We start from the raw sequence: 19,489 nt of genomic DNA on the forward strand, positions 1-19,489 counted from the left end.
GTATCGCAGTACTGCACGGTCCCCGCAGAATTCGGCTCCCCGCCCTGCGCGCGGTTCCCACCCTGTATCCCGCTGTATGGGCGCCCCACAGGATGCGGCACCGACTGCAACCCGCCCTGTCTCGGTTCCTGAGAAAGTCGGACAGACCTAAATACGGCGCCTCCCAATCCCCGGAAAAGGGATTAGTATGACACGACACTCCGAAATCGAGGTGGCCGCCTGATGAGCGGTCGATTCCGCCGATTCGCGGCCTTCACGACGAGCCTGACGTTCGCTCTCATCCTGCTCGGCGTCTACACCGCAGCAGCAGGTGCAGGACTCTCCTGTAGCGCACAGTGGCCGTTCTGTGACGGGGGGCTGTTTCCCAAGACGATCCCGAGCTTCATCGAGTGGTTCCACCGCCTCGTGGCGATGGTGACCGGCTTCTTCATCCTCGGAACGACCTACGGCGCGTGGAAATACTACGACAGCAAGCGTATCCGATGGGCGGCGACCATTGCACTGGTCGTCCTCCCGGTTCAGATCTTGCTCGGTGGCGCGACCGTGCTGGTCTACGGCCCCGTCGTGCAGGTGGCCCATCACGCCGCCGCGATGACGATATTCGCCGCCCTGATGGCGACGACCCTGTGGGCCTACGAAGAACCACACGAGACGACGACGGGTGCGACTGATTCGACGAGCGCCTATCCATCTGACGACTGACACGATCCGGTGAAATTTTTAGCGAAACGCCACGAGCAACCGATAGTAGCTTTCTATACGATGATTGACCATGTAGTACCGGGGGAGAATCACAATGCACAGACGGAGCTTTCTCAGGGGGAGTGCCGGAGCTATCGCTGGCCTGACGGTCGCCGGAACCGTAAATGCACAAGATGGCGGCGTCATCAGGATCGGCTCTGACATCCCGTATCGGCCGTTCGAGTACAGAACCACGGGTGGGGAACTCGTCGGGTTCGACGTGGAGATCGCCGACGCGATCTTCAGCGGACAGTTGAATCGGGAGTACGAGTTCGTCCAGACAAGCTTCGACACCATCATCCCGAGTCTCAACAACGGGAACTTCCGCATCATCATGAGCGCGATGACCATCAACGAAGAGCGGGCGCAGAAGGTCGACTTCTCCGACCCGTACTTCACGGCCTACCAGACGGTCATCGTCCTGGAGAACAGCGGTATCTCGAACCTGCAAGACTTGAAGGGGAAGACGGTCGCAGTCCAGAAGGGGACGACGGGTGAAGCGGCAGCAGAAGAACTGAAGCAGCAGTTCAACGGCGACCTCACCATCGACAGCTACGACCAGATCACCGGTGCGTTCTCGGCGCTCGGCAACAACCAGGCAGCCGCAGTCATCAACGACAACACGGTCAACGCCGAGTTCGCCCGCCAGAACGAGAACGTCGTCTTCCTCGAAGGCGAAGGGGTAGCGGCGGAGCAAGGAGACCAGGACGCACCGCCGTATCTCACACTCACGGTCGAGGAGTACGGTATCGCCTTCCGGAAGAACGACGACCAGTTCAGACAGCAGGTCAACGAAGCGCTGGCGGCGATCCGTGAGAACGGAACCTACGACGAGATCTACGCGAAGTACTTCGAGCAATCGGAGGGAACGACCACGGCAGGGGGAACGACCACCAGTGGCTAAGCGCCACAGGAGAACGTGATGGCTGAGACGTACACCGAGAGAGGTATCGAACGACCTGCGGAGGGCGATGAGGGAGTGTTGACGGATCGGCGCGTCAGGTGGATCGGAATCCTCGTCACGGGCGTCTTCACGGCAGCAGTCGCAACCTTCCTCTTTCTCATCCTGACGCAGTTCGTCGATTACGAGCTACTCGTCGAGATACTGCCGCGATTCGTCGAGGCGCTCTTTCTCGTTCTCCAGATAATCCTCATCGCAGGGGCGCTCTCACTGTTCTTCGGCGTTCTCGTCGGATTGGGACGCGTCTCGCAGACGGGCTTTACCAACGCTATCGCGACGATGTACGTGGAGTTCTTCCGCGGAACGCCACTGCTCTTCCAGCTGTTCGTCATCTATCTCGGGATTCCGGCGTTCTGGCCGCCGGGAGAGTTTCCGCTGACGAACTGGAGTTTCGCGGCAGCCATCATCGGACTGACGCTCAATCACACCGCCTACATCGGTGAAGCGGTCAAAGGCGGTATCAACGCGGTGCCGGAAGGTCAGTCGGAGGCGGCGCGGTCGCTCGGGATGTCGTACATCGACTCGATGCGGTTCGTCATCCTGCCGCAGGCGTCGCGGAATGCGCTGGCGGCCATCGGGAACGACCTCGTCATCCTCGTCAAGGACACCTCGCTGTTGACCGTGCTGGCGATCCCCGAACTCATCAGCGTCTTCCGCAACGTCAACAGCACGACCTTCGACCCGTGGACGCCCATCGTCGTCGTCTCGGTCGCGTATCTCGTCATCACGCTGCCGCTCGGCAAGCTCGTCCGGACGATGGAAGAGCGAACCATGTGGGGGTCGAACCAGTGAGCGTCCCGGAGGTCGAATTCGACGGTGTGGACAAGTACTTCGGCGAGACACACGTCCTGAAAGACGTGTCGCTGGCGGTCGAAGACGGCGAAGTGGTCGTCGTCATCGGCCCGAGCGGAAGCGGGAAATCGACGCTCCTCCGATGTGCGAACCGACTCGAAGAGATTCAAGACGGCGACATCCGGATCGAGGGTGAGTCCATCGCCGACCCGGAGGTAGACGTGAACCAACTTCGCCAGCGCATCGGGATGGTGTTCCAGAGCTTCAACCTCTTCCCGCACAAGACGGCGCTGGAGAACGTCGCGCTCGGTCCGCAGGTCGTCAAGGGGATTCCGAAGGAGAAGGCCCAGAAGTGGGCGAAAGCAATGTTAGACCGCGTGGGGCTTTCCGACCAGGCCGACCAGTACCCGAATCAGTTGTCCGGCGGCCAGCAACAGCGGGTCGCCATCGCGCGGGCGCTGGCGATGGATCCGAGCGTCATGCTGTTCGACGAGGTGACGAGCGCGTTGGACCCGGAACTGGTCGGCGAGGTGCTCGAAGTGATGCGCGACCTGGCGGACGAAGGGATGACCATGCTCGTCGTCACCCACGAGATGGGCTTCGCCCGCGAGGTGGGCGACCGCGTCGTGCTGATGTCGGAGGGAAAGATCGTCGAGTCGGGACCGCCAGCAGACTTCTTCGCGCATCCTGAGACGAATCGTGCGAGGCAGTTTCTCGCACGGGTACACTAACTCGGTGTTCGATGGAACATCGAGTACCTGTGTCGTTAGCTAACTAATGCCATATTATGAGTTTTTCATGTCAACCAGTTAGTTTCGAAACTTACATAACCAATATATAGGTCTACTTTGGAAACATGGTATGGCACTCGAAGGCATCAATGCTGGCGTATGGTCTATTATCCCGGCCCTACTGGCGATCAGTCTCGCGTGGCATACGCGCGATGCGATAATCGGTCTATTCGTCGGCGTCGCCAGCGCCGGCGTCGTCTATGGTGCGTTGAAGCCCGCGTCCGCGGGTGTGCCGAAGGATCTGATAGGGAGTGTAAGTGGAACCGTACTCGGGGCGATATTCGGGCTGAAACACGTCCCGACGCTCATCGCAACCGCTCCCCTCTTTTCCGATTCCTGGTACGTCGAAAACGTCCTTCTCGCCATCTTCGCTATCGGTGGCATGATCGGGCTGATGATCCGTTCCGGCGCGATCCAGGGCGTGCTCGAAGCACTCGCGGCGCGCGCCGACTCCCCTGAAGACGCGGAGAAGGCGGCTTTCCTCGCCGGAATCGCCATCCACATCGACGACTACTTCAACTGTCTCGTGGTCGGCTCGATGATGCGCCCGTTGACCGACCGGTACAACGTTTCGCGGGCGAAACTCGCCTACTACGTGGACAGCGCCGGCAGCCCGGCGGCCCGCCTCGCGTTCTACTCGACGTGGGGTGTCGCACTCATCGGCTTCATCGGCGGCGGTCTCGAACAGGCCGCGAAACAGCAGATCCTCCCCGCCCATATGAGCGGCTTCGTCAACACGGGCGGGCAGGAAGTGACGGCCGCGACCGACCAGATCTGGCCGCTGTTCTTCAACAGCCTCGTCTTCGGCTTCTACTCCTGGACGGCGCTCATCATCGCGGGACTGGTCGCGTGGCAGGTCTTCCCCAACATCTTCGACATGGGAGAAGAAGAGACGCGAGCACGCAGCGGCGGCGGCGTGGTCGGCGAGGACGACGACCCGATGATCTCCCGCGAGATGGACGAGTACGAGATGTCGGAGACGGCGACCGCCGACTGGCGCAACTTCGCGATCCCCATCGGGACGATGATCCTCGTCGGTCTCGGCGCGATGTTCTGGCGCGGCAGTCCCGTCATCTCCGCGCCGCAGATGAGCACACTATTCTCGCTCGGTGGCTACGAACTCATCCTCCCGGCGGGCGGCAAGTGGTCGTTCAACATCGGCGGCGTCAAACTCGGTCTCGCCTCCTTCGCGGCGCTCATCGTCGCGTTCGTCCTCTATCGCCTGAAGGGCGACATCCCGAGCAACAAGGATGCGACGGACGCGATGGTTCGCGGATTCAAGGGCATCCTGCTCGCGGCAGTCATCCTGATGTTCGCCAGTTCCATCCAGAACGCGGTGACGGTGCTCGGCATCGCCAACTTCGTCACCGACTGGTTCGCTGGCGTTCCCCCCGCCCTCGTCCCCGTCGCGCTGTTCCTCGTCACCAGCGGCGTGAGCTTCTCCGACGGCAGTTCGTGGGCGACCTACGGCATCATGTTCCCCATCGCCATCCCGGTGGCCTTCTCGACCGGTGCGAACCTCCCGCTCGTCCTCGGGGCGGTGTTTAGCGGCGGTATCTTCGGCGACCACAGTTCACCCATCAGCGACACGACCGTGCTGGCCTCCTCGACGAGTGGCAGCGACCACCTCGTTCACGTCAGAACCCAGATTCCCTACGCGATCATCTGTGCGACCATCGCGGGAACGCTGTTCCTCCTGCTCGGATTCGTGCTTCCGGAAGGCTTCCGCGTCTTCCCGTACTGAATTCGAGGTTCGTTTTCGATCTGGGGGTGGATTCGCTGTGACTACTGCTGCTTGAGCAAAGTCATACCTGCGGAAGAGCGGTGCTCTTCCGTGGCCGAGGAGATCTTCGATTTCGCCCGGCCCTCACTCGGTCACCGTCGAAAGTCATCCATCAACTCCGACCACGTCCCCAGTACAAGATAGTACAAATCAGTACGTTTCAGTACAAAACGCCGCTCGCCTCACATGAAGTCGCCGAGACCGGACTGGCCGTCGTCCGACTGAGCTTCGTCTTCAGCTTTCGCGGTTTCCGGTTCGTCGGGTTCCGTTTCTTCGATCTCCGGTTCGTCGTCCGATTCATCGTCACCTGATTCTCCATCGCCCGACTCGTCGGACGTGAACCCGCCTTCGAAGGCTCCACCAGAGTGCTCGACAGCGGCTTTCTCCTTCAGTTCCTCGGCGTCTTCGACGATCTGCTGGACTTTCTTCGTGTCCTTTCCGCTGCCGGTGACGAACGCGACGTGCTTTTCCTCCATATCGTAGCGCGCCGCCATCGCCACCGTCAACTCCCGATTCTTGCAGTGGTGGGTCATCTCCGCGAGGTAGGGGATGACCTCTCGGCGTGCTGTGCTCATGCTGACGCCGCCCTGCTCGGCGATCTTCCGGGCGATGTAGTCGCGGGTGTTTCGTTTGCCCCGCGAACTCCCGAGCTTTTGCCAGTAACTCGGCGGGCCGTAGCGCGTCCACCCGCTCTTCTTCCCGCGGCGTGACGCGGCGACTCCGGCGGTCGCGTTGTCGCTTGCGTAGCGCCAGAACCGGTAGTTCTGCGTGGCGCGCACCCGCCCGAGCCAGCGGTCTGCGTTCGCCATGTAGCCGTAGGCGTCGGCGAGTTCGCCACCATCGTAGTCCTTCGGAACGTTGTCCTCGATCCAGTTGAGGAGGTTATCCGGCGTCTCGTCCACGTCGTAGGAGGCTTTCAGCGCACCCTCCGCGTCCTGTTTCTTGATGAGGTCGTCCAGGAAGTCGAAGATACCACTCGTCGTGTCGCGCTGGCCCGTCACCACGTCGTCTTCGGTGAGGTGGCCGTCCGTTTCGGCGGCCGCCTGGAGATCGTTCACCGCCGAGCGCAGGTCGCCGCTGTCGTTCTCTGCGATGGCCTCCAGCGCGGCGGGTTCGAACTCGATGTTCTCCTGGCGGCAGATATCGCGGAGAACGGGCGTGATACTGCGGGCCGATACGTCACGAAACTCGATAGTCTCGCACGCGTTCCGCAGGGAGTTCGACATGTCGTAGAACTCGTTCGCGATGAGGATGAGGGGTTGACTCGCGGATTTTACGACCTCCGTGATGGCTCGGGAGCCACCTCTGTCGGCGTTGTGTGTCAGGTTGTCCGCTTCGTCCATTATCACGAGTCGCCTGCCTGCCGTGCCACCGGTCAGGGTGCCGCTTTTCGCGGCTTCACCCGCGACGCGCTTGATGACGTCACCGGTACGCTGGTCGCTGGCGTTCAACTCGATGGTCGCCCAGCCCATATCGTTCGCCAGCGCGTGGGCTGCCGACGTCTTCCCGACGCCGGGACTGCCGTGGAGGATGACGGCGTCACCGTGTTCGTCCCACGTCTTGGCCCACTCGTGCAGTTTGTCTCGGGCCTTGTTGTTCCCGCGCACCTCCGAGAGCGTGCTCGGACGATACTTCTCCGTCCAGTCTACCATTGACTCGATGTAAGAATGTGGTGCGTTTAGTGATTGCGGAGAGCGGTTGGGCACTGGGGTCGTCTCCGCACTAGTCAGCAGATTCACCGTGCGCTCGTCCCGGTTCAGCTTCGCGGCTGCCGAGGAGGTAGCCACCGAAGGCCAGCAGCCACATCATCGGCGGGTAGACGATCATCCGTTCGGTGCCGCCGTGGCCGATGGGACCGAAGAGTGCCGTGTTGCCGCCATCACCGAGCGCCATGAGCACCACGAAGACGATTCCGAGCAGCCCTGCGAGTATCGAAATCGCCTTCATCGGCCCGGTCAGTCGGGTGCCGCTGCCGATCGCCTGGACGTTGAAGAACAGGAACGCCAGGAGCGCGAAGAGGCCGTGAACCCCGGTCGGATTGTCGAGCGTGAAGACACCCGCACCGATGGCTCCGATACCGGCGAGCGCGAAGATGGCCATCAGCCAGCGGTTGCCGTGTGAGCGGTAGAAGAAGTAGCCGCCCAGGATGTTGAAGATACCGACGACGACCAGCGAGGTGTTGAACAACAGCGCGGTTGCACTGAACACGCCGAGGTCGCTGATGGCAGCCGCATTGAAGTCGTATCCGGGAATCGTCGCTGCCGCGAGCATGATGACGGTCATGAACTGCGCCGCGAGCGCGAAGAAGAATATCCCTGCAAGCTGTCGGCTGTCGGCTACCGTTTCACGTATCGTCCCGGTGGCCCCTTCGTAGGCCGTTAGTTCAGTCATCGCTGTTCACCGAGTAGAGATTCGCCTCCCGTGAACGTGAGTCCAGACGATGACTACCACTTCCGAAGAACCAGTACCGAACGAATCGTTCTAAACTGATTCGCAGGGAGTTATATCTCGGAAAAGAGAGTGTTCGGTTCGAGAAAATCGCATCCCTCGTCGGGGAAACCCCACCATATCTTTTTCCCCCGTCGAGTGGTATACTATCTCATGGGTAATGTCAGCACGGTTCAAATGTCCGACGAGGAACGAAGCGAGTTTCTGGGGCGAGGAGGGACGGGAGTCGTCTCGTTTTCAGCGGGAACCGACGAGTCACCGTACTCGCTGCCGGTATCGTATGGGTACGACGCGACCGGCGAGCACTTCTACTTCCGACTCGCACTCGGCCCAGACAGCGCGAAAGCGGACATCATCGACCGCCCGGTTACGTTCGTCACCTACGACCAGACGGAAAGCGGGTGGCGTAGTGTCGTCGTCACTGGGAAACTGGCAGACGTGGCCGAACAAGACATCGACTCGGACGTGACGCAAGGGATGCGCCGTATCGAGATTCCGCTCGTGGACGTGTTCGACCGTAGTTCGAGGGAAGTCTCCTTCCAGTTCTTCCATCTCGACCCCGACGAGATGACAAGTCGAAAAGAGACCCCTTCGGACGACTCCTAACCGATCTCGATCGACCCGTCACCATCGACGAGCACCTCGTATCCAGCGAAGGAAAACGAGATGGTGAAGTCGTTTCCGCCACGTTCGACCATCTCGTTGAGTGCATCCGGATCGATGCTATGGTACAGCGGCGGCAGTTCGGTGGTTCGAGTATCCGCTTCGTCGGCGACTGCGGCGACAACTCGGTGGGTCATGGATTCACCAACAGGGATTCGATACCTCGTTTCTGTCGCTCGATCGTTATCCGTCATGCGTGACTCTCTGGTTCGACGTTCGAGGTTACGACCTGACGACCCTGACAGTACTGCCTATGTCGAACGGTTCGTCACTCGGTTCCATCGTCCGCACCGGACGATTCGTCATTCGACACACCGTCGTTTTCGACGCCAGTTTCGTCGAACATCGCGGTGGATAGCTTCTCGACCCCCGTCCAGAGGTGCTGGCTGAACGTAGGTTGCGACACACCGAGCACCTCAGCACACTCGGTTGCGGTACTCTCGCGCGGCCACGCGAGGTAGCCACACTGTACTGCAGTCTCGACCGCAGCACGCTGTTTCTCGGTCAGATCCTCCAGCAGATGGGCAGTCTGCTCCCCATCTGAAAGGGCCGGGACACTCTCACCGAGCGTTCGTTTAGCGACGAGCGAGGAATCGGGATGTTTCGTCTCGAACGTTTCGACGACTTCTCGAACCGTTCCGTGTGGTGGTACGTCGGCGACGACCGTGGCGCGGCCGTCGACGGCTCGTGCTCGCTTTATCACGGCTTCGGTGTCAGCCAGCGTCGCCGCAACGCACGGCCCGGTGACGACGAACTCCATCAGATCCTCGTCCTGTCTCCGGGTGACGGTTCTCCCGTGATTCGCGGTCGGCAACTCCTCGGCGATATCGAGAACGGTTTCAGGGGAGGCTCCCCGAACACTGAAATATTCGAGGACGTTGCCGTCCGTCCGATGAAGCGCCTCCTCACCCACGAGTTCGCACTCCGCCCGGTCGGACGCGGCGACGAAGAAACACCGCTGGTCGTGGAGAGAAAATTCGAGTTCGACGGTCTCGTCCCGGTGTGTTCGGTGGGGGGCCATCTTATCCGAGTAGGGTTCGGAGACGATTAGGCACTCTGTGAGGGCTGTGAACGTGAACCATCCCGATTTCTGAGAGATTCCGCGCTGGAATTCTGTCCAACCCCAGGATGCGATCTGCTTGCGGATCGGTCACAAACTGTCAGTAAATTTTTAGCCTCGTGATGTGTCGTCCGGAGTATGTTCCCCGAGCGCATCGAGACGGAACGTCTCGTACTGGAAGCGATAACCCACGAGAACGTCGATGTGTTCGAGCTCTACCGACACACGGCACACGATGCGCCGAACATCGACGAGATCACGGAATACCTCTCGTGGGAGCCGCATACGACGCCGAAGCAGACGAAAGAGTTCATCGACTGGGCGGAGAAGCGGTGGGAGGAAGCGAAGGGTGCAGAGTTCGTGATTCGCCTGCGAGAGAGCGAACCGGAGGCGGGTGAGATCGCTGGCACGACGGGTCTCGGCATCGACTGGGAGCGCCGGACGGGTACCCTCGGCCTGTGGCTCCGCAAACCGTTCTGGGGCCGCGGCTACTCGGGCGAGCGCGCGACTGCGTTGATGGAACTGGCCTTCGACCGACTCGACCTCGAACTGGTCGCGGTCGAGCATCTCGATGGAAACGAGAAATCCCACCGTGCCATCGAGAAGTACGTCGAATACCACGGCGGGCAGTACGACGGTATCCTCCGCAACTGGCGCCCGGACGGTGACGAGGTGCTCGACTCACACCGGTTCACCGTCACGCGCGAGCAGTGGAAGACGAGCCGTGAGGATGAATCGAGCTGTAAGGGTGACCAACCGTGACCGACCTCTTTCCCGAGCAAATCGAAACCGAGCGACTGGTGCTCGAACGACTATGCCACGAGAACGTCGATATTTTCGAATACTATCGGCTCTGCTCGCACCGCGAAGCCATCGACGAGGAGACGGAGTATCTCTCGTGGAAACCCCACGCCACGCCGAAAGAAACGTTCGATTTCATTACTGACAGCGAGGAAGCGTGGGATGCGGGCGAGACTACAGGCTACGTCCTCCGCCCACGGAAAGGTGAAGACGGTGCTGGTGAGTTCGCGGGGAACACTGGCCTGAAAGTCAATTGGGAACGACAAACGGGGAGTCTCGGAATCTGGCTTCGCAAGCGATTCTGGGGTCGGGGTTACTCGGGTGAGCGCGCCGCCGCGCTCCTGGAACTCGCCTTCGAACGCCTCGACCTCGAACTCGTAGCCGTGACCCACGAAGGTGGAAACGAGAAATCGCGCCGGGCCATCGAGAAGTACGTCGAACGATTTGGCGGCCAGCACGACGTCCTGTTCCGAAACGCAGGTACTCGACCAGATGGGACGACGTTCGATTCGCATCGCTACACAATCTCGCGCGAGCAGTGGAAGACCAATCGTGATACGGGGATATGACCGGGATGGATATCCACGCGATCCGTCACCGGCTGAAGCTGAAGAAGGACGCCGGGCACTCCACGCTGTTCGAGAATCGGGATTCGGTGGCCTGCCCAGCCTGTGGTGAGCCATTCGGAGATCTTTTCGTGACCGAGAAGCGCGAACACAGCTTCAGCCCCACCGGGTCGATGCGGTTTTGTGTGGTTCGAGAAGATGATCGAACGCTACTCCTCACGCATAACTGACATCCAACGGGTCAAGCACATCGGTCCTACCTCCGCAGATATATAAAATCTATTATATGAATCGGAGTACTGAATACACTCCCACGTCTACACCGACAGCGACGAACTACCTCGAACGGTCTGTTTCCAAAGCTGAAAGACAACGACGATAATGAACCTCATCGCAGAATTCGACGTTCGAACGCCGATATTCGAGGAGACCCGGCAAGCGATCGATGGGTTAGAGACCGAGATCGAAGACGTCCAACTCCCTGCCGGACAACTGCCGAAACTCATCTGCTGGGTGAGTAGCGATGACTTCGATACCTTCGAAGATGTGTTACCGACTGACTCGACCGTCGAAAGCATCGAAGTCCTCGCCACGAGTTCCGACCGGCGTCTGTACCGCGTGACGCTCTCCGAAGCTGGAAGAGACGAACTCATGTATCCAGTGGCAGTCGAGCACGATATCACGTTTCTCGAAGTGAGAGGTTCGGATCGGGGAACTCAGATCAGCGCCCGGATTCCCGACCGCGAAGCGTTGTTCTCCTTCCATACGGAACTCAAAGAACGGGACTTCTCGTTTCGACTCAAGCGCATCTATCGGGCAGATACGGTCAGCGACCGACCGTACGGACTCACCGACCGTCAGCGTGAGGTCTTGCTGTTCGCCCTCGACGCAGGGTATTTCGACGTCCCGCGACGAACGTCGCTGGAGGAGTTGGCCGCCGAGTTCGACATCTCAGACCAGGCCCTCTCGACGCTCTTCCGGCGTGGACAGGCCAACCTGCTCCGCCACACGCTCGCCTCTCGCTCGAGTACTTAAGGTGTTGAGTGACCAACGGTGCTGACTTCCCCAGTCGAACCGGAACGTTGAATCAGCAATATGTCCGCCGGGAGTTCATCACGAGATGTCGACGATGGGAACCAGTTCTGCTATCGATCGAAACCGGACGAAACGCCGAGTGAAGCGGTACTAGCCGCAGTAGCGACGCTCTCAGGACGAGATGCGATTCCGAACAGCATAACCGACGACCGGAGCGAGGCGCTCGAACCTCTCTCCGACTGGATAAATCCGGATGCACTCGATACCCTCTTTCGGACGACAGGGGATCGAGCACCGGCGACTGGATCCCTAACGTTTCCATACTGTGGTTACGAGGTGACTGTCGAAAGAAAAGAAATCGTGACGGTCACGGTTCGGGAAAAAACGACCGGATAGGCGGCCATCGGTCGGGCCACATCACAGCTTTCGGGCGACCATCTCACCCCAGTGTTCGAAGCCGTGGCGGTCGTAAAACGCCTGTGCACGGTCGTTTTCGCGGTCGACGTCGAGCACTAGCCGGTCGAGCGGGAGAGTCTGGTCACGTGCAAACGAGACGGCAGCGTCCATCAGGTCGTCTGCGACGCCGGTTCCACGGTGGTCGGGGTGAACGAAGAGTTCGTTCAAAACGGCGGCGTCCCAGATGAACGAGAGGCGGTCTGGAAGGACGAAGACGTAACCAACCAATCCGTCGCCGGTGTCCGCGACCGTGACACAGCGTTCGTCGTCGCCCACACATCGTTCGACCCAGGCGAGATACTGCTCGCGGTACGTCTCTGTCATCTTTCCCGAATACAGTTCCGCCTTGTCGTCACCACCGGTTCCCTCACCGAGTCCGAGTTCGAAACCGCGTTTGAGCTCCCACAACTGTTCTGCATCTGTCGAGTCGTAGGGTCGAATCTCCGTGCCTCCAGTCTCCATGCCTGCACTCTGTGCGACGGGGGCTTACTTCTTGCGCGATTCCCAGACCCGAAAGCCGAGGATGCCGAAGCTCATCACGCCGAACAGAAGCTGTCGCCCGCTCTGGACGATCGGGAAGACGCGCTCTTTCGCCTTCGGGTCGGGGCCGCGTGCGAGATCGAACCCGGTTCGGTAGTGTGTCGTCTCCGTCGATCCGCGTGCCTTCGATTCTACGAACGTCTGGACGAGTCCGCGTTCGTTCGAGACGCTGACCTCACCGGAGACGCTGTAGAACTGATCGTGAACCGGATAGAACGCGTTCACACCGTTCGTGAACAGGTCAAGACCGATACCCGCGACGAGGAGCGAGACGAGACTGACCCACGCGACCCTTACACCGTACTCCCCCCACCGCCTGCGAATCCAGTTTCGCCCTGCTCTGTCCGCGAGCAGGAATGCGCCGACCCCTGCTGGAAGAAGCAAGGTGTGTAACACCGCCCTGTGTCCCCCCGGAACCCACAACCCCACCAGCGTGTCGAGGTCTGGGAACGCGGCGGCGGCCAACACCACCAGTGCCGCACGCCCATCGAAGTGGTCGGCGAGCAGCGACGTGGCGAGTAAGCCTGCCACCGCGACGTGAACGACCGTCGATGGCATCAAAGATTGGACGAGAGCTTTGAAGATATGGTTTTTCCCCTGACGAACGACGTAAGGGGGCCGTACTTTCGAAGGGTCACGTTGATTCGGCGACGGGGTTCGGTGTGTCGCGCTTACGGGGATTATTCGATCGTTGCTCGGGGTGATCAATGCTTTGGATACCCGACACTAGAAGTGAAGACGTTGGAGTAAGACGAAAAAATCCGTAGTGGAAAGCTTGGCGTTTCGCGGCATTTTCAGCCGTCTGAAATCCGAGCGGCGCGGGGTCACCATCAGAACACGCGCCGAAGTTTGCTCACGATACGTCGCCTGAATCGACGTGGCAGGCGTCGCCACGCGAACATAGCCTTTCGGAATTTGCCCATGGTAAGACACCTCAGTACCGCTCGTCCCCCATAACGGGGAATGAAGATAGAGAATCGCGCCGTTTAACAGTAGTGGCAGAACGGACATGGAACCACGACAGTAGCGGAAAGAAAGGCGGGGATACAAGCGGCCAGCGTGCCCACTACGAGGTATGAACCTCGCCGAACTCACGGAACGGTACGACGACCGCCTCCGGACGAGCGACTTCGCGGACGTAGACGCCAGCGTGAACGGTCTTCAGGTCGGTTCCGACGACCGAGACGTGGAGCGTATCGCGGTAGCAGTAGACGCCGCAGAACAGACCATCGAGGAAGCGATAGCGTGGGAAGCGGACGTGTTGGTCGTCCACCACGGACTCTCGTGGGGTGGCATCGAACGCGTGACCGGTCGACAGTACCGCAGAATCGCACCGCTCGTCGAGAACGACGTTGCACTGTACGTTTCACATCTCCCGTTGGATGCACATCCCGAACTCGGCAATGCGGCGGGAGTCGCAGAACTGCTCGACCTCGACGCCCGGGAACCCTTCGGTCAGATGGGGCCGGAACACATCGGCCAACGAGGGCGCGGCGAGTTCACGGTCGAAGAACTGCACGACGTTCTCGCAGACCACCTCGATACGGGCGGACAGAGAGTTCGATCACTCGATTTCGGCCCCACGACGGTCGAAGACGTAACCATCGTCACCGGAAGCGGCGTCGACTGGCTGGACGAAGCCATCGACGTCGGTGCGGACGCACTGGTCACCGGAGAAGGCAAACAGAAGGTCTACCACGAAGCGCGTGAGGCGGGTATCAACGTCTTCTTGGCGGGTCACTACGCCACGGAGACATTCGGTGTGCGTTCGCTTCAGTCGCTCGCCGAGGAGTGGGGACTGGAAACGACGTTCATCGACGCGCCAACCGGACTGTAAGTACCCTTTTGTCAGTCCTGAAATACCGCACTACTGTCACTGAATTTTCCGATTTCGTCATACGATTTCGTCGAAAGAGGAGGTATTAAAAGGGGCGGCGACGAGAGTTCGGACGTGTCCTGCGGGTATCAACGGCCCGAGAGGGCCGCCGGGACCATCTGGGTCACGTCCCAGTCTCGCAGGACACGGGCCGTCGCCGACCGGCCCCCGATAGCCGAACCCTCGGGTTGCGGCTGATCGAAGCGTCTCTGGCGTCTGACCCCGCGTCACGCGCGCCCTCGTGGCAGTCGGCAACACAGTTTCTAATCGGGGCATTGAACCACCTGCACACGACAGAGTGGCGTATGAACGACGATCACGACGAGGCAGGCCACGACGAGCATGGTGGGAATAACGCAGACGAGCATCACGTCCACCGGGAGGAGTTCCATCACGACCCCATCGCCCACGCGGAAGTGCGGGCAGGAATGACCGTCGGCGAACTGGCTGATGAGTACGGTTCGGCGGGCGTGGGCGCGGCGAATCTCCACGAAGCCGTGGACATCTATGCCGAGATGCTTGGCGACGACGTGACCAATTTCTTCGGGCTCGCGGGCGCGATGGTTCCGACCGGGATGCGACGAATCGTCGCCGACCTCATCCGAGACGGCTACATCGACGCGCTGGTGACCACAGGCGCGAACCTCACCCACGACGCCATCGAAGCCATCGGCGGCAAGCACCATCATGGGAGGGACGAGCAGCACGATAAGTCGATGCGCGAGCACGACGAACAGTTGCGAGACGAGGAGGTAGACCGTATCTACAACGTCTACCTGCCACAGGAACATTTCGCGCTGTTCGAATCCCACCTTCGCTCGGAGGTCTTCCCGAACATCGAGGAGACCGTGAGCATCCAGCGCATGACCGAAGAACTCGGGCGGGCCAACAGCGAGGTCAACGACCGCGAGGGCATCGAAGAGGGTGCTGGAATCGCGGCGGCAGCCTACGAGAACGACGTCCCCATCTACTGTCCTGCAGTGCAGGATTCGGTGCTGGGCCTACAGGCGTGGATGTACTCCCAGACCTCCGATTTCACCCTGGACGCCCTGAAGGACATGACCCACCTTACCGACCTCGCGTTCGAGGCCGAGAAATCCGGCGCGATGGTCGTCGGCGGTGGCGTCCCCAAGAACTACGTCCTCCAGACGATGCTCGTCTCACCCTCTGCCTACGATTACGGCGTCCAGTTGACGATGGATCCGCCCGAAACGGGTGGCCTCTCGGGAGCCACGCTGGACGAAGCGCGCTCGTGGGGCAAACTGGAGAAGGCGGCGCGGAACGTGAGTGTGTATGCCGACGCGACGATCACGCTTCCGCTGGTCGTCGCGGCGGCGCGAGAGCGGATCGAGTGAGTCGATGGGCCGCTCGCCAGCGGTTCGCCGCTGGCGAGCGGCTCAGTATCTGGTGAACGTCCCCGACCCGACCTCGATTCGAACCAGCGTGTTCTCTGGGTACTCGGTTTCGCTCGCACCATATCGGGGATTGATTTGGGCGGCGGCCGCCAGCGTCTCTTCGTCGTCCTCGACGGCCGTGGCCATCCCCTGCACCGTGACCATCCACTCCGCTTTCCCGTCGGTGTCCTGCTGGATAGAGACGGCGACGCGGGGGTTCTTCCGGATGTTCGCCAATTTCCGCCCGCCTGTGAGAACCGAGATCGTTCCGTCGTCGTAATGGTACCAGACCGGCGCGACGTGCGGGCGGTCGTCGGAACTCGATGCCAGATGGGCCATGACCGACTCCTCGGAGAGGAGGGTTTCGGCTTCATCGGGGAGTGGGTTCGTCATGTGAGGAGGAACGATGGCCGGAAGGAAGTGTCTTCGTGTACTGTGGGTCTTTTTGTGCTCCGATGTGTAGTTCGAGGTGGCCGATGACGAGACACGTGTTCTGAACCGGCGTGGCGGCTGGTTGTGAGGAACCCTATGAGTGCCGAGGCCGACTTTCTGACGTCAGCTATTTCCCAAAAAACAAAAAAACAACCGATTCACCGCCCAAAAACTGGACACTCTCCACCCACCAGTTAGCACACTCCCCTGTTTCAGCGACCCGCGGCGTGCCGATCCCTCTGTCCACAGAGCCACAACTACCGCTCACCCTCCAACACCGCCTCGACGACCTGCGCTAAACTCTGCGACTCATCCCGAATCGCCTGCAACTCCTGCTGAACCGTAATCAACTCCTGACGCACTTCGTTGCGCTCCCGGCGGAACGACCGCCGCGCCGCCCGCATCGCCTCGTCCGCTACCCAGTATGGGGAGAAGTGGTTTTTATACGCACCTGCTTATCCTTCATCGAAGCAGACACTAAGGTGGTTACTGGCCAGTAATCACTGGTTACAGCGGAAATAGCGCGGATGCCCGGGATTTCATCATGGATGGAGTACGTGGGCTTGGATCAATGTTTCTCTCCCCGGTCGGTCGGCATCGAAAGGCGTCGCCGGTGACGCATTTTTAACAGCGGTTTCCATCCACAGGAAACTACCTGAGGAGATAGAATTACAGTCAGATCACTATTTTTTTGCTACATATGATAGTATAGCTAACGCCTACTACAGTAGTATTGAGAGCAGACGGCTTATAACAAAATATGAATGCGCCTTCTACTATACCGCACCATGGAAGAAACCAATAACCGTAGCAGTAAGCTTAAACGAAGAGGCTATCTCAAAGGAGTCGCCGCAGCCGGAATGGGTGCTGGTGTTCTTACCAACTTTGCCGGCCGTGCGAGCGCGCAGTCGAACGACGTAATGGATGTGGACGGGGACAGTGTCTACCTGCTATTTGGCCTGGACACATCGTCGACCGACCTTGAGTCGTGGGTTGAGGACAACAAAGGCAACCTCAACGCGAAGTCACAGCAGGCGTCGTCAGAAGTCATCCAGTACCAGAACGTCTCCCAGCTGAACGTCAACCAGCAGAGTAACGCTGTCTCAATCTCCATCAACGGCGGTCAGGCAGAAGCCATCCAGCGCACGTACCAGAACAACGAAAACACGCAGGCTGGTAGTGCCCAGTCAATAAACGCAGGCACGGAGACGGAGAAGCAGAAGTTCGAGGGCGTCAAGAACGTCTACATCGTCTTCGCTGAAGAGACAGAATGCCGGGAGTTCGCTGGGTGGGTCGTCAGCGACGATACATACGAGAGCGAACAGTCTGCTGAGGCGACGATTGAGCAAGACCAAGAGGTCGAGCAATTCAACTACAATAGTCAGAGTACTGCTGTCGCGATCGCGGAGGACAGTAGCTATTCGCGAGCGTACCAGCGGAGCTACCAGGAAAACAACAACTACCAGTCTGCTGAAGCGTTGGCGGCAAACAGTGGTGACGGTGATTCCCAGACCGCCTCGTCGTCGGTTATCCAGTCCCAGGACGTTACACAGGTCAACGTCAACGAACAGGGTGTCGCCGTTGCGATCGCCGTCGGCAGCGGCAGTGTCGCAAAAGCTTGGCAGATCAGCTGCCAGTACAACGTGAACCAGCAGATTGCCGATGCCACCGCGATAAACGTCGACCCGAAGTCGATTGAAGAGGTCACAGCGAGCGCTAAGATCGAGGCTGATGTCTCGGATGTCGAGATAACGCATTCGAAGGACGGGGACGGCCAGTCCAACCAGGTTGCATCAGCGGACATCACGCAGGTGCAGAGGGTTGGTCAAGAAAACATCAACATGCAGAATGCGGCCGTCGCCGTTGCGCTCCAGGACAGTGAGGCGACGGCTACGCAGGCCAGCTACCAGGCGAACTTCAACGCGCAGGTCGCCGAAGCAACCGCAGTGAACGTCGATAATAGCCATCACGAGGCGTGCAAGGTGATGAGCGGCACGGACGCGAAGGGCGACGGATCCTGGGCGGTTGCTTACGATGAGGGGACCCAGCAGACGGCCAGTGTCGATATTACGCAGACGCAGGTTATTCAGCAGTTGAACGTCAACGAGCAGTTCAGTGCAGTTGCATTCGCTGTGAACCACGGCAATGCAACGGCAGAACAGCTTAATTACCAGGTGAACGAGAACATCCAGGCGGCCGAAGTAACCGCAGTCAACGAAAGTGGTAGTGAGAACGGAGAGAAAGACCACGAAGGTAAGAAGGGCCACCACCACGGCAAGAAGAAAAAGAAGGGCCACCACCACGGCAAGAAGAAAAAGAAGGGCCACCACCACGGCAAGAAGAAAAAGAAGGGCCACCACCACGGCAAGAAGAAAAAGAAGGGCCACCACCACGGCAAGAAAGGAAAGAAGTGCAAGAAAAAGAAAAAGAAGTGTGGAAAAAGTGGGACTAAGCACAGCGACCTGTCGCTGAGCACGTTCCTGGACTTCCTGTGGGTAGCCTGACGGCATCCCCTTCGTTCCATCGTTTTTGGCGAGAGTTTCCTACAGTAGTGAGATATTCAAGTACTGATTCGGGAGCTAGACGTTGAGAGATGAATTCTTTAAATTTGTTGCTTTAGCGGCTAGCTAAGGGTCGATGAAACCAGAATAGGAGAGGCATCTTACGATTGCAGGTTTTGTCTGAGGACAAGCAGGAAGATCCCGACGCGAGCGTCACTGGGTGAGGAGTAGAGGGTTCCCCTGTTGGTTGCTGTCTGAAGACCAGAAGACAACTGGCCAGTCGGGGCGCTGTAACGGACGTTCCCCCACTTGCGTGACCTCGCACTCGAACGCCTGGCGTTCACGCTGGAGCACGGGGGGTGTCGGCAGCGACAGTACCCACTATGAAGAACAGCAAGGGTGCGAAAAGCACGAACGGGGGTGGAATCGAACCACCGAGGCCACGAGGTGGCCGCCATCGACGACCCAAGGTAGGACATCGATGGTGCTTCTACCAACAAGCAACCCGTTCTCATCCCGGAAATCCCCGTGAGGCGAGTTGTCTGGTCGTGCCAGGGACGATGCAACACGACCAGACGGACGACATGGCGGTTTGACAGGCGTTGGTTCGCTCACTGTGCTCGAACGGTGCAGGGATAGGCCAGCGGGT

At 59.7% G+C, this 19,489-nt stretch carries 22 protein-coding genes; 14 read left to right on the plus strand and 8 right to left on the minus strand.

Annotation, left to right across the window (positions count from 1 at the left end):
• Positions 1–222: 222 nt before the first annotated feature.
• The 5 genes from ACR3FE_RS03835 to ACR3FE_RS03855 all read left to right on the plus strand — a co-directional run bounded on the left by ACR3FE_RS03835 (position 223) and on the right by ACR3FE_RS03855 (position 5,029).
• A complete protein-coding gene (locus tag ACR3FE_RS03835; protein WP_458205587.1) occupies positions 223–702 on the plus strand; it encodes a COX15/CtaA family protein in 480 nt (159 codons plus the stop codon).
• A gap of 94 nt (positions 703–796) precedes the next feature.
• Entirely contained in the window at positions 797–1,645 is an 849-nt protein-coding gene (locus ACR3FE_RS03840; protein WP_458205588.1) for a transporter substrate-binding domain-containing protein, read from the plus strand.
• 18 nt (positions 1,646–1,663) lie between these two features.
• Positions 1,664–2,494: an amino acid ABC transporter permease gene (locus ACR3FE_RS03845; RefSeq protein WP_458205590.1), complete on the plus strand. Its 831-nt coding sequence runs from the start codon at positions 1,664–1,666 to the stop codon at positions 2,492–2,494.
• Positions 2,476–3,225: an amino acid ABC transporter ATP-binding protein gene (locus tag ACR3FE_RS03850; protein ID WP_458205591.1), complete on the plus strand. Its 750-nt coding sequence runs from the start codon at positions 2,476–2,478 to the stop codon at positions 3,223–3,225. The genes ACR3FE_RS03845 and ACR3FE_RS03850 overlap by 19 nt, the downstream gene beginning before the upstream one ends.
• A gap of 130 nt (positions 3,226–3,355) precedes the next feature.
• Positions 3,356–5,029: a Na+/H+ antiporter NhaC family protein gene (locus ACR3FE_RS03855; RefSeq protein ID WP_458205593.1), complete on the plus strand. Its 1,674-nt coding sequence runs from the start codon at positions 3,356–3,358 to the stop codon at positions 5,027–5,029.
• A gap of 221 nt (positions 5,030–5,250) precedes the next feature.
• Here ACR3FE_RS03855 and ACR3FE_RS03860 read toward each other — a convergent pair whose 3' ends face one another.
• Together ACR3FE_RS03860 and ACR3FE_RS03865 are read right to left on the minus strand one after the other, a co-directional pair.
• A complete protein-coding gene (locus ACR3FE_RS03860) occupies positions 5,251–6,720 on the minus strand; it encodes a replication factor C large subunit (protein ID WP_458205595.1) in 1,470 nt (489 codons plus the stop codon).
• Between the two features lie 70 nt (positions 6,721–6,790).
• Positions 6,791–7,459 carry a DUF998 domain-containing protein gene (locus ACR3FE_RS03865; RefSeq protein WP_458205597.1) on the minus strand — a complete coding sequence of 223 codons (669 nt, stop codon included), beginning with the start codon at positions 7,457–7,459 and terminating at the stop codon, positions 6,791–6,793.
• A 210-nt stretch (positions 7,460–7,669) separates the two neighbouring features.
• On the opposite strand from ACR3FE_RS03865, the gene ACR3FE_RS03870 reads away from it, so the two are divergent.
• Entirely contained in the window at positions 7,670–8,122 is a 453-nt protein-coding gene (locus ACR3FE_RS03870) for a pyridoxamine 5'-phosphate oxidase family protein (RefSeq protein ID WP_458205599.1), read from the plus strand.
• Here ACR3FE_RS03870 and ACR3FE_RS03875 read toward each other — a convergent pair.
• Together ACR3FE_RS03875 and ACR3FE_RS03880 are read right to left on the minus strand one after the other, a co-directional pair.
• On the minus strand, positions 8,119–8,316 hold the full coding sequence (locus ACR3FE_RS03875) for a HalOD1 output domain-containing protein (RefSeq protein WP_458205600.1): 198 nt from the start codon (positions 8,314–8,316) through the stop codon (positions 8,119–8,121). The genes ACR3FE_RS03870 and ACR3FE_RS03875 overlap by 4 nt on opposite strands.
• A 131-nt stretch (positions 8,317–8,447) precedes the next feature.
• The gene (locus tag ACR3FE_RS03880) at positions 8,448–9,200 is read right to left on the minus strand and encodes a bacterio-opsin activator domain-containing protein (protein ID WP_458205602.1); all 753 of its coding nucleotides are present in this window, start codon (positions 9,198–9,200) and stop codon (positions 8,448–8,450) included.
• Positions 9,201–9,377: 177 nt separating this feature from the next.
• Here ACR3FE_RS03880 and ACR3FE_RS03885 point away from each other — a divergent pair, with 177 nt between their 5' ends.
• The 5 genes from ACR3FE_RS03885 to ACR3FE_RS03905 all read left to right on the plus strand — a co-directional run bounded on the left by ACR3FE_RS03885 (position 9,378) and on the right by ACR3FE_RS03905 (position 12,037).
• The gene (locus tag ACR3FE_RS03885; RefSeq protein ID WP_458205604.1) at positions 9,378–10,001 is read left to right on the plus strand and encodes a GNAT family N-acetyltransferase; all 624 of its coding nucleotides are present in this window, start codon (positions 9,378–9,380) and stop codon (positions 9,999–10,001) included.
• On the plus strand, positions 9,998–10,609 hold the full coding sequence (locus tag ACR3FE_RS03890; RefSeq protein ID WP_458205606.1) for a GNAT family N-acetyltransferase: 612 nt from the start codon (positions 9,998–10,000) through the stop codon (positions 10,607–10,609). Before ACR3FE_RS03885 ends, ACR3FE_RS03890 begins: the two co-directional genes overlap by 4 nt.
• Positions 10,606–10,836, plus strand: coding sequence for a DUF7385 family protein (locus ACR3FE_RS03895; protein ID WP_458205607.1), 231 nt, complete (start codon positions 10,606–10,608; stop codon positions 10,834–10,836). Before ACR3FE_RS03890 ends, ACR3FE_RS03895 begins: the two co-directional genes overlap by 4 nt.
• Positions 10,837–10,987: 151 nt before the next feature.
• Entirely contained in the window at positions 10,988–11,641 is a 654-nt protein-coding gene (locus tag ACR3FE_RS03900) for a helix-turn-helix domain-containing protein (RefSeq protein WP_458205608.1), read from the plus strand.
• Between the two features lie 60 nt (positions 11,642–11,701).
• Positions 11,702–12,037, plus strand: coding sequence for a HalOD1 output domain-containing protein (locus ACR3FE_RS03905; protein WP_458205610.1), 336 nt, complete (start codon positions 11,702–11,704; stop codon positions 12,035–12,037).
• Positions 12,038–12,058: 21 nt separating this feature from the next.
• On the opposite strand, the gene ACR3FE_RS03910 is transcribed toward ACR3FE_RS03905, so the two are convergent.
• Positions 12,059–12,559 carry a GNAT family N-acetyltransferase gene (locus ACR3FE_RS03910; RefSeq protein WP_458205612.1) on the minus strand — a complete coding sequence of 167 codons (501 nt, stop codon included), beginning with the start codon at positions 12,557–12,559 and terminating at the stop codon, positions 12,059–12,061.
• A 24-nt stretch (positions 12,560–12,583) separates the two neighbouring features.
• Positions 12,584–13,195: a metal-dependent hydrolase gene (locus ACR3FE_RS03915; protein ID WP_458205613.1), complete on the minus strand. Its 612-nt coding sequence runs from the start codon at positions 13,193–13,195 to the stop codon at positions 12,584–12,586.
• A 517-nt stretch (positions 13,196–13,712) separates the two neighbouring features.
• Between ACR3FE_RS03915 and ACR3FE_RS03920 the strand changes: the two genes are divergently transcribed.
• Together ACR3FE_RS03920 and ACR3FE_RS03925 are read left to right on the plus strand one after the other, a co-directional pair.
• Positions 13,713–14,474 carry a Nif3-like dinuclear metal center hexameric protein gene (locus tag ACR3FE_RS03920; protein WP_458205615.1) on the plus strand — a complete coding sequence of 254 codons (762 nt, stop codon included), beginning with the start codon at positions 13,713–13,715 and terminating at the stop codon, positions 14,472–14,474.
• A 344-nt stretch (positions 14,475–14,818) separates the two neighbouring features.
• Positions 14,819–15,868, plus strand: a complete 1,050-nt coding sequence (locus tag ACR3FE_RS03925) for a deoxyhypusine synthase (RefSeq protein WP_458205617.1) — start codon at positions 14,819–14,821, stop codon at positions 15,866–15,868.
• A 42-nt stretch (positions 15,869–15,910) separates the two neighbouring features.
• Here ACR3FE_RS03925 and ACR3FE_RS03930 read toward each other — a convergent pair whose 3' ends face one another.
• Both ACR3FE_RS03930 and ACR3FE_RS03935 read right to left on the minus strand, forming a co-directional pair.
• Positions 15,911–16,300, minus strand: coding sequence for a pyridoxamine 5'-phosphate oxidase family protein (locus tag ACR3FE_RS03930; protein WP_458205619.1), 390 nt, complete (start codon positions 16,298–16,300; stop codon positions 15,911–15,913).
• Positions 16,301–16,596: 296 nt separating this feature from the next.
• On the minus strand, positions 16,597–16,743 hold the full coding sequence (locus ACR3FE_RS03935; protein ID WP_458205621.1) for a hypothetical protein: 147 nt from the start codon (positions 16,741–16,743) through the stop codon (positions 16,597–16,599).
• 384 nt (positions 16,744–17,127) lie between these two features.
• Here ACR3FE_RS03935 and ACR3FE_RS03940 point away from each other — a divergent pair, with 384 nt between their 5' ends.
• Positions 17,128–18,843 (plus strand): hypothetical protein, encoded by a 1,716-nt coding sequence (locus ACR3FE_RS03940; protein WP_458205623.1) that lies wholly within the window; start codon positions 17,128–17,130, stop codon positions 18,841–18,843.
• The last annotated feature ends 646 nt before the right edge of the window (positions 18,844–19,489 follow it).

The sequence above is a fragment of the Haladaptatus rarus genome (assembly GCF_054177585.1).